Genomic DNA, 9,045 nt, shown 5'->3' on the forward strand with positions numbered 1-9,045 from the left:
CCGGCGGGCGTCGGTGGCGCGGGCGGTGTGCTGCCTGCGGCCCAGCCAGCTCCGCGGGTGGCGGCGGGGCAGGGACCGGGCGAGCCGGTCGCGGGCCGCGTCGGCCTGAAGCTCGGAGGCGTGGCTGCGGTGGATGCTGAGGAGCAGGTCTGCGTCGTTGCCGAACATCTCGGTTCTCCTGTCGGGCGCTGTTTCGCTGTCGACACCGACTTTCCGCGCGAAGGTGCCCCCGGGGCATGGGTGCGCCGCCTGATCTTCGGCCGTTCCCCCTCCTTACCCTGGGGCCTCAGCGGCCCCACGCGGACGTAAGGTACTCAGCCGCGCGGCGGAGGGCCGGCCACGGATCAACGGCTCGCGCGGCGCCCACTAGACTCTGCGGCATGGCAAAGCCCCAGGAGAAGGTCTCGTTCGGCCAGCGGCTGAAGCAGATCGGGATGGTGTTCCAGTTCACCGCCAAGCAGGACCGGTGGTTCGCGCCGCTGACCGCGGCGGCGGTGCTGATCCCGCTCGCGCTCACCGTGGTCGCGGTGCTTCTCTGGGGTTGGATCTGGGTGCCCATCGGCATCCTGCTCGCCCTGCTCGCCGTGCTGGTCGTGCTCAACCTGCGGTCCAACAAGGCGATGATGAACGCCGCCGAGGGGCAGCCCGGCGCGGCGGCCCAGATCATGGAGAGCATGCGCGGCGACTGGCGGGTCACCCCGGCGGTCAGCTCCACCACCCAGATGGACATGGTGCACCTGGTGATCGGCCGGCCGGGCGTGATCCTGCTGGCCGAGGGGAACCCGCAGCGGGTGCGCGGCCTGCTCGGCCAGGAGAAGCGCCGGCTGGCCAAGGTGATCGGCTCCGCCCCGCTGCACGACTACGTGATCGGCCAGGGCGAGGGCGAGCTGCCGATCCGCAAGCTGCGGATGACGCTGATGCGGCTGCCCCGCAGCCTCGCCCCCAAGGACGTCAACGCCCTCGACAAGCGGCTCAAGGCGCTCACCGCCCGCCCGCAGATGCCCAAGGGCGCGATCCCGAAGAACATGCGGCCGCCGCGGGGCGCGTTCCGCCAGACCCGGGGTCGCTGACCCCCGTCGTACGCGAGAAGGAGCCGGACCCGCGCGGGGCCGGCTCCTTCGTCGTGCGGGCCGGGGTCAGCGGCGGGCGGGGCGGGGGGCGTCGGCGACGACCGACCCGGTGAGCCGGTCGTGCAGGCCGCGCCGGTGCCCGTCCATGATCAGGGCGGGCACCACGAGGGCCAGCAGCACGCCGCGCAGCAGCGCCCGGACCAGCCCGATCCGGCCGCCGTCGGCCCAGGACAGGCAGCGGATCCGGGTCACGTACATGCCGGGGGTCTGGGCGAACTGGCCGAGGAAGAAGCCGTACTCCAGGATCAGCACCAGGACCGGGGACCACCCGTCCCGGACCGGGTCGGCGAAGATGTTGGCGATCAGCAGGCAGAGCACCCAGTCGATGACCAGGGCGCCGAAGCGGCGGCCGAGGCTCGGGGGCGTGAAGGTCGGGTCCGCGGCGGGCGGCACCGGCGCGGCGGCGGTATCGGTCACAGCGGCCAGGGTAGCCAGCGGCCGGTCCGGAGCCGGGAGCGCCGCGGCGGGCAGGGGTGTCGGTCACTGCCCGGGAACGCCGGTTCGGCACGGGACGGGAAACAGGACCAAAGCCATCAATCAGCAGCAGACCGGCGCAGCGGGTATCGTCCGAACGGAGAGCCGGCGGCGGCTGAGCGGTCGGGGATGACGCTGCGCGAGGGACGTAACACGGCGGAAACAGGGGAGACACGGCCGGGCAACCCCACCGCCATAGCTTCGTCAGGTAGCCAGCCACCGGAGTGGACCTGCCAGGAGGACGTGTGTTCGCCAATCCCGAGGAACTCCTGCGATACCTCAAGAACGAGGGCGTGAAGTTCGTCGACGTACGTTTCTGTGACCTGCCCGGCGTGATGCAGCACTTCAACCTGCCGGTCGAGTCCGTCGACGACAGCCTCTTCACCGACGGCCTCGCGTTCGACGGTTCGTCGATCCGCGGCTTCCAGGCGATCCACGAGTCGGACATGCTCCTGCTGCCGGACGTCGCGACCGCCTTCATCGACCCGTTCCGCGCGCAGAAGACCCTCGCGCTGAACTTCTTCATCCACGACCCGTTCACCCGCGAGGCGTACTCCCGGGACCCGCGGAACGTGGCGAAGAAGGCCGAGGCGTTCCTCGCCGCGAGCGGCATCGCCGACACCGCCTACTTCGGCGCCGAGGCGGAGTTCTACATCTTCGACTCGATCCGCCACGAGACCTCGGCCCACCAGTCGTTCTACTACATCGACTCGATCGAGGGCGCCTGGAACTCCGGCCGGGAGGAGGAGGGCGGCAACCGCGGCTACAAGACCGCGTACAAGGGCGGCTACTTCCCGGTGCCGCCGGTCGACCACTACGCCGACCTGCGCGACAGCATCGTCCGCCGCCTGGTCGACACCGGCTTCACCGTGGAGCGTTCGCACCACGAGGTCGGCACCGCCGGCCAGTCGGAGATCAACTACAAGTTCTCCACCCTGCTGCACTCGGCCGACCAGCTCCAGCTCTTCAAGTACATCGTGAAGAACGAGGCCTGGGCGAACGGCAAGACCGCCACCTTCATGCCGAAGCCGCTCTTCGGCGACAACGGCTCCGGCATGCACACCCACCAGAGCCTGTGGCTGAACGGCGAGCCGCTGTTCTACGACGAGACCGGCTACGCCGGCCTCTCCGACAACGCCCGCTGGTACATCGGCGGCCTGCTGCACCACGCGCCGTCGCTGCTGGCCTTCACCAACCCGACGGTCAACTCCTACCGCCGCCTGGTGCCGGGCTTCGAGGCGCCGGTCAACCTGGTCTACTCGCAGCGCAACCGCTCCGCCTGCACCCGGATCCCGGTCACCGGCAACAACCCGAAGGCCAAGCGGGTCGAGTTCCGGGTGCCGGACCCGTCCAGCAACCCGTACCTCGCCTTCTCGGCGATGATGATGGCCGGCCTGGACGGCATCAAGAACAAGATCGAGCCGCCGGCGCCGATCGACAAGGACCTGTACGACCTGCCGCCGGAGGAGTGGGGCGACGTCAAGCAGGTGCCGGGCTCGCTGCCGGAGGTGCTCGACGCGCTCGAGGCCGACCACGACTACCTGCTCGACGGCGGCGTCTTCACGCCGGACCTGATCTCCACCTGGGTGTCGTGGAAGCGGGCCAACGAGGTCGACCCGGTGCGCCTGCGCCCGACCCCGCACGAGTTCGCCATGTACTTCGACTGCTGACCTGACAACCCTCTGAACAGGGATCAGGCGCCCTGCGCGCCCCCTGGGTACATTCGACGGGCCGTCGATCGCCGTGTGCGATCGATGGCCCGTCGTGCTCGGAAGGGCTTCAGCCAGCGGTTTTGGCGATGATGCCCGCCATCTCGTCTCGGCCAAAGGCCCGCAGGGTCGTGGTACGGACGTTGCCCGCCCCGCCGAGCTGCAGGAGCGCCGCGGCGGCGGTTTCGTCGTCGGGCGCCTCGATGACGGCCACGAGGTCGTACGGACCCACGGTCCAGTAGATGTTCACCAGATCCGCCCCGACATTCCGGGTCGCCGCGGCGAAGGCTTCGGCGCGCTTCGCGGTGTCCTTGTAGCCACGGATCCCCTGATCGGTCCAGTTCAGCAACGCGACATACGTCGGCATGGTCCCCTACCTCCATGAAGAGACCTCATCGTAAGGTTAATTACGGGCATAAAGGCCATAATCGAACCACTGGGCGAACCGGTCCGGGTCGGTGAATGCCCCGAACTGCCGGTAGCGCGCCGTCCAGGCCGCCGCCTCCCACCACGTCGGGGAATTCAGCTGGCGCGGCGGGCCCGGATCGCGGCCACCCCGACCGCCACCACCAGCGCGGTCATCAGGATCGCCCCCGGCGCCTTGGTGAACCGGGCCAGGTTGGTGCCGTCCGGCAGGGTGAGCACCGAGGCCACCGCGCAGGGCGCCACGAACCACACCGTCCGGGCCACCGCGACCGTCGCCACCGCGAGCAGCGCGAGGGGCCAGGTCGCGTACCAGGGGTGGAAGACCGGGGCGAGCAGCACGGTGGCGGCCAGCGCCAGGCCGGCCCCGGCCAGGGTCACCCGCGGCCGGGCGGCGGCCAGCCCGACCGCCCGCTGCCGGACGTCGCCCAGCCGGCGCAGCGCCGTCCAGGCCCGCCACCAGAGCACCACCAGCAGCACCGCGAGCACGGCCAGCGCGACAGCCCGGACCACCGGCACGGCCTGCGGCTCCCGGCCGGCCAGCGCGCCCGCGTAGTCGACCACGAGACCCACCGCGGTCGGCGGCGAGGTCCACTGTTCCGAGTCGCCGCTGCGGGCCACGCCGCGCATCCAGCCCAGGCCCAGCCCGGTGGCCAGGCTGGTGACCACCAGCGTGGCCAGCACTCCTCCGGCCAGCCAACCGCCGTCACGCAGCAGCGCGCGCCACGTGTAGCGGCCCAGTACCGCGGCGAGCGCCGCGAACGGGAGCACCACCACGACGACCGCCTTCACCGCCACGGCCAGCCCGAGCAGCACCCCGGCGGTGACCAGCGCCCGCGGCCGGCCGGGCCGGCGGACCAGCACGAGCAGGCCGGACAGCAGCAGCCCCAGGCCGACCGCGTCGTTGTGCGCGCCGGCCACCAGGTGCACCCCGACCAGCGGGCAGGCCAGCGCCAGCCAGGCCGCCCGCCGGGTCGGCACTCCGACGGCCCGGGCCAGCCCGGGCAGGCAGAGCGCCGCCAGCAGCACCCCGGTCACGGCCGCCACCCGCAGCAGCACGATCGCGCCGACCAGGCCGCCGCCGAGCAGCACGGCCAGGCCGGCCAGCAGCACGAAGAACGGCCCGTACGGCGCCGGGGTGTCCCGCCAGATCGCCGACACGCTGTCCGCCCACGGGCAGCCGGCGGCCACCACCCCGACCCGGTAGGGATCGGCGCCGTGCGTCCAGGACCAACCCTGGCAGGCGTACGAGTAGACGTCCCGGCTGCCCAGCGGCGGCGCGGCCAGGAGCGGCAGCAGCCAGAGCCCGGCGGTCAGGTACGCCCACCGGCCCGACGGGGCGCCCCAGCGCAGCGACCACCAGGCGCCGACAAGCAGCACCGTGCCGACCAGCCAGCAGCCGAGCACCGCCGGCCCGTGCGGGGCCCGCCAGGCGTCGCCGAGGCTGGTCACGGCCGGGGTGTCGGGCAGCGCGCCGCCGAGCCAGCCGGCGACGGTCAGCAGCACCGCGCCGGCGAGTCCGGCGTACCGGGCGAGCGCGGCGGCCACCGGGCGGACCGGTCCGTCGGGCACCGCGCCGGGCTCGCTCACCGGCACCTCTCCTCAGTCGGCTCCTCGCTCGGCGGGGACCGGCCGGCGGGCCGCCCGAGCCGACCGTACCAACCGGACCACCACCACGATCACCAACAGCGTCATCAGGGGCGCGCCGGGCATCTTCGTCCACCGGGGCAGGCCGGTGCCGTCGGCCAGGACCAGGAACGACGACACCAGCGCGACCAGCGAGAACCAGCCGGTCCGGCGGGCGGTGGCGGCGAGCACCGCCAGCGGCCAGGTCCAGTACCAGGGGTGGAACAGCGGCGAGAGCGCGACCGTCGCGGTCAGCGCCAGGCCGGCGTGCCAGAACGGCTCCCCGCGGCGCAGCGCCCGGAACCAGAGCCAGACCAGCACCGCAACCAGGGCGAGCACGCCGATCGCCCGGGTGACCGGCAGCGCGTCGACGTGCGCGCCGAAGAGCGCCGCGACGTAGCCGGCGGTCTGTCCGACCGCGGTGGGCGGCGAGGTCCAGGCCACGACCAGCCCGCCCTGCTCCAGGCCGCTGATGAAACCGAAGTTGAGGCCCGCCGCGAGGGTCACGGCGACCACGGCGGCCGCCGCCGCGCCGACCACCCACGCGCCGTCGCGGACCAGCGCCCGGATCCGGTACGGCCCGACGATCGCGGCCAGCGCGGCGAACGGCACCACGACCAGTGCGGTGACCTTGACGGCGGCGGCCAGGCCGAGCAGCAGCCCACCGGCGAGCAGCGGCAGCGGCCGGCCCGGCCGGGCCGCCACCACGGCCAGCCCGGCGGTGAGCAGGCCCACCATGAGCGCGTCGTTGTGTGCCCCGGAGACCAGGTGCACGGGGACCAGCGGGCAGGCCAGCGCCAGCCAGAGCGCCCGCTGCGGCGGCACCCCGCAGCGGCGGGCCAGCACCGGCAGGGCCCAGGCGGTCAGCGCCACCCCGGCCACGGCGAGCAGCCGGAACAGCGCCACGCTGCCGGCCAGCGACCCGGCGGCCGAGACGACCGCACCGGAGAGCACCACGAAGAGCGGCCCGTACGGGGCCGGGGTGTCCCGCCAGATGTAGGAGATCGTGTCCAGCCAGGGGCAGGGCAGCGCGGACACGCCCTGCTCGTACGGGTTGATCCCGGCGGAGAAGCTGGCACCCTGGCAGGCGTAGGCGTACGCGTCCCGGCTGCCCAGCGGCGGGATGAACAGCATGGGCAGCAGCCAGAGCGCGACCGTGACGAGCACCCAGCGGGTCGACGGCGCCCGATCGCGCAGCGACCACCAGGCCCAGGCCAGCAGGGCGGTGCCGACCAGCCAGAGAGCGATGACCAGGGGCCCGTTCGGGCCCTGCCAGATGCTGACCGGGGTGGGGCGCAGGTCACCGTGGGGCAGCGCGCCGCCGAGGTAGGCGGCCACGGCGAGCAGCACCGAGCCCGCCAGACCGATCCAGCGCGAGAGGTGGTGAGGCACGCCGGACATGCTGCCAGTACGGTGGGTCGCGATCAGGAGGTGGGCATGCGGGGCGGTCGGGTGGTGGCGGTGTCCGCCGCGTCCGCGCTGGTCCTCGCCGTGCTGTATCTCACCCTGCCGGCCACCGGTTCGGACCTGTCCGCCCAGGTGGCCCGGGCCGGCTTCTTCGCCGATCACGGGGCCGCCCTGGTCGACCTGCGCTGGTACGGCGGCGTCCACCCGTGGGGCTACAGCCTGGTCTCGCCGCCGCTGATGGCCCTGCTCGGGGTCCGCCCCACCGGCCCCGCCGGCCGCGCCCGGTGGTCGCGCGCGGTGCTCGCGGGGCTGGCCACCCTGCTCGCCTCCGCGGCCAGCCCGGTGGCCGGGCTCTTCGTCGGCCTGGCCGGCGTCGCGCTGCTGCTCACCCGCCGGTACGCCGACGGTCTGCTGCTCGCCGCGCCCGCCGCCGCGCCCCTCGCGGTGACCGGGCTGTTCTTCGGCGAGGGCGGGCCGGGGCGCTGCTCTCGGCGGCCGGGGTGCTGGCCGCGGCGCTGCTGCACACCCCGGTGGGCCTGAACGCCACCCGGCTGGTGGTGATGTTCGCGCTGCCCGTGCTGGCCGCCGCCGCGGCGCTCCCCCGCCGGCTGACCGACCGCCGGCCCGTGCGGCCTGCGGGCGAACCGGGGCCGGCGGCAGCACGGCCGCCGTTGACCAGCACCGGCCGGGCGAACGGCGAGAACCGGCCGCGACGGCGGACGGCGGGGGCGGTCGCGCTGGCCGCGCTGCTGGCGGCGGTCTGCTGGTGGCAGCCGCCCGTGGTCTCCGCCGACCTGGCCAGCGCGGACGATCCCACGGCCGACCCCGCGTACTTCGCGCCGCTCCGCGCCGAGCTGGACCGGCGCGGGCTCACCGGGCGGGTGGAGGTGCCACCGACCCGCAACTACTGGGAGGCCGCCCACCTCGGCGAGGTGCCGCTGGCCCGGGGCTGGCTGCGCCAGGTCGACATCGCCCGCAACCCGCTCTTCTTCACTACCGTTCCCGGCGCGTCCGGCACCGGCGTCCCGCTGACCGCCGACACCTACCGCGCCTGGCTGGCGGAGAACGCCGTTCAGTACGTCGCCGTACCCGACGTGGAGCTGTCCTGGGTGGGGCGGCCGGAGGCCGAACTGGTCCGGGCCGGCTTGCCGTACCTCGCCGAGGTCTGGTCCGACCCGCACTGGCGGCTCTACGCGGTCGCCGACCCGACACCGCTGGTCGGCGCGCCCGGCGAGCTGGTCCGCCAGGACGCCGCCACGGTGACCTTCCGCGCCCCCGGCCCCGGCCCGGTGCCGGTACGGGTCCGCCACGACCGCTGGCTGACCGTCACCGGCGGGGCCGCGCTCGCCCCCGACGGCGAGTGGACGACGGTGACCGTCCCGCGCGCCGGCACGTACACCCTCGGCGGCTGACCCGGGCGCCCGGCGTGGCGCGGCCGAGAAGCGGCAGCGAGCCGGGTCGCGCGGGTCGAGGCGGGCGGCCGGTCAGGCCGGGGCGTCGAGCACCCGCTCCATGGCCGCCCGGGAGCGGCGGCCGGTGCGCAGGTACTCGTCGAGGAACTCGCCCGGGTCGTCCCCGCCGAGCAACCGCACCACGCCGGCCAGTTCCACCCCGTGCCGGGGCAACTGGTCACCGGCCCGGCCGCGAACCAGCATCAGCGCGTTGCGGACCTGGGCGGCGAGCGTCCAGCCGGCCGCCATCTCGGCCGCGTCCTCGGGATCCACCAGCCCGGCGTCCCGGGCCGCGGCGAGGGCGTCGAGCGTACGCGTGCCGCGCAGCGCGGGCAGCCGGCCGGCGTGCCGGAGCTGGAGCAGTTGCACGGCCCACTCCACGTCGGCGAGCCCGCCCCGGCCCAGCTTCGTGTGGGTGGCCGGGTCGGCGCCCCGGGGCAGCCGCTCGGTCTCCACCCGGGCCTTGATCCGGCGGATCTCCACCACCTGCTCGCGGGTCAGCCCGTCGGCCGGGTACCGCACCGGGTCGACCAGCGCCTCGAACTCGGCGCCCAGGTCGGCGTCGCCGCAGACGAACCGGGCCCGCAGCAGCGCCTGCGCCTCCCATACCTTCGACCAGCGGGCGTAGTACTGGGCGTACGCGGCGAGGCTGCGTACCAGCGGGCCCTGCCGGCCCTCGGGGCGCAGGTCGGCGTCGACCCCGAGCGGCGGGTCGGGGGCCGGCGCGGAGAGCAGCCGGCGCAGCTCCTCGGCGATGGCGTGCGCGGCGGCACCGGCCGCCCGCTCGTCCGCGCCCGGCGGCGGGTCGTAGACGAAGAGCACGTC

General features: G+C 74.4%; 6 protein-coding genes and 2 pseudogenes. 3 read left to right on the forward strand and 5 right to left on the reverse strand.

Features of this window, described 5'->3' with window-relative positions:
* The first annotated feature begins 380 nt into the window (after positions 1 to 380).
* Positions 381 to 1,070 carry a DUF4191 domain-containing protein gene (locus tag B0E53_RS29145; RefSeq protein ID WP_107078943.1) on the forward strand — a complete coding sequence of 230 codons (690 nt, stop codon included), beginning with the start codon at positions 381 to 383 and terminating at the stop codon, positions 1,068 to 1,070.
* Between the two features lie 66 nt (positions 1,071 to 1,136).
* On the opposite strand, the gene B0E53_RS29150 is transcribed toward B0E53_RS29145, so the two are convergent.
* On the reverse strand, positions 1,137 to 1,523 hold the full coding sequence (locus tag B0E53_RS29150; protein WP_246835657.1) for an RDD family protein: 387 nt from the start codon (positions 1,521 to 1,523) through the stop codon (positions 1,137 to 1,139).
* A gap of 326 nt (positions 1,524 to 1,849) precedes the next feature.
* Here B0E53_RS29150 and glnA point away from each other — a divergent pair, with 326 nt between their 5' ends.
* A complete protein-coding gene (glnA, locus tag B0E53_RS29155; RefSeq protein ID WP_107078945.1) occupies positions 1,850 to 3,274 on the forward strand; it encodes a type I glutamate--ammonia ligase in 1,425 nt (474 codons plus the stop codon).
* 109 nt (positions 3,275 to 3,383) lie between these two features.
* Here glnA and B0E53_RS29160 read toward each other — a convergent pair whose 3' ends face one another.
* The 3 genes from B0E53_RS29160 to mptB (B0E53_RS29170) all read right to left on the reverse strand — a co-directional run bounded on the left by B0E53_RS29160 (position 3,384) and on the right by mptB (B0E53_RS29170) (position 6,754).
* The gene (locus tag B0E53_RS29160; protein ID WP_107078946.1) at positions 3,384 to 3,680 is read right to left on the reverse strand and encodes a GYD domain-containing protein; all 297 of its coding nucleotides are present in this window, start codon (positions 3,678 to 3,680) and stop codon (positions 3,384 to 3,386) included.
* 155 nt (positions 3,681 to 3,835) lie between these two features.
* Positions 3,836 to 5,326 (reverse strand): polyprenol phosphomannose-dependent alpha 1,6 mannosyltransferase MptB, encoded by a 1,491-nt coding sequence (mptB, locus tag B0E53_RS29165; RefSeq protein WP_107078948.1) that lies wholly within the window; start codon positions 5,324 to 5,326, stop codon positions 3,836 to 3,838.
* A gap of 12 nt (positions 5,327 to 5,338) precedes the next feature.
* Positions 5,339 to 6,754, reverse strand: a complete 1,416-nt coding sequence (gene mptB, locus B0E53_RS29170; protein ID WP_210406256.1) for a polyprenol phosphomannose-dependent alpha 1,6 mannosyltransferase MptB — start codon at positions 6,752 to 6,754, stop codon at positions 5,339 to 5,341.
* Positions 6,755 to 6,799: 45 nt separating this feature from the next.
* Between mptB (B0E53_RS29170) and B0E53_RS29175 the strand changes: the two are divergent.
* Positions 6,800 to 8,181: pseudogene (locus B0E53_RS29175) on the forward strand (hypothetical protein).
* Between the two features lie 72 nt (positions 8,182 to 8,253).
* Here B0E53_RS29175 and B0E53_RS29180 read toward each other — a convergent pair.
* Positions 8,254 to 9,045 (reverse strand): annotated as a pseudogene (locus B0E53_RS29180) (bifunctional [glutamine synthetase] adenylyltransferase/[glutamine synthetase]-adenylyl-L-tyrosine phosphorylase); the annotation flags it as partial.

Origin of the sequence: Micromonospora sp. MH33, assembly GCF_003013775.1 — a bacterium.
Classification (GTDB): domain Bacteria; phylum Actinomycetota; class Actinomycetes; order Mycobacteriales; family Micromonosporaceae; genus Micromonospora; species Micromonospora fulviviridis.

Excerpts from the sequence above, each read along its gene's own strand:
- B0E53_RS29160 (WP_107078946.1), bottom strand. The coding sequence starts at position 3,680 with ATGCCGACGTATGTCGCGTTGCTGAACTGGACCGATCAGGGGATCCGT.
- B0E53_RS29145 (WP_107078943.1), top strand. The coding sequence starts at position 381 with ATGGCAAAGCCCCAGGAGAAGGTCTCGTTCGGCCAGCGGCTGAAGCAG.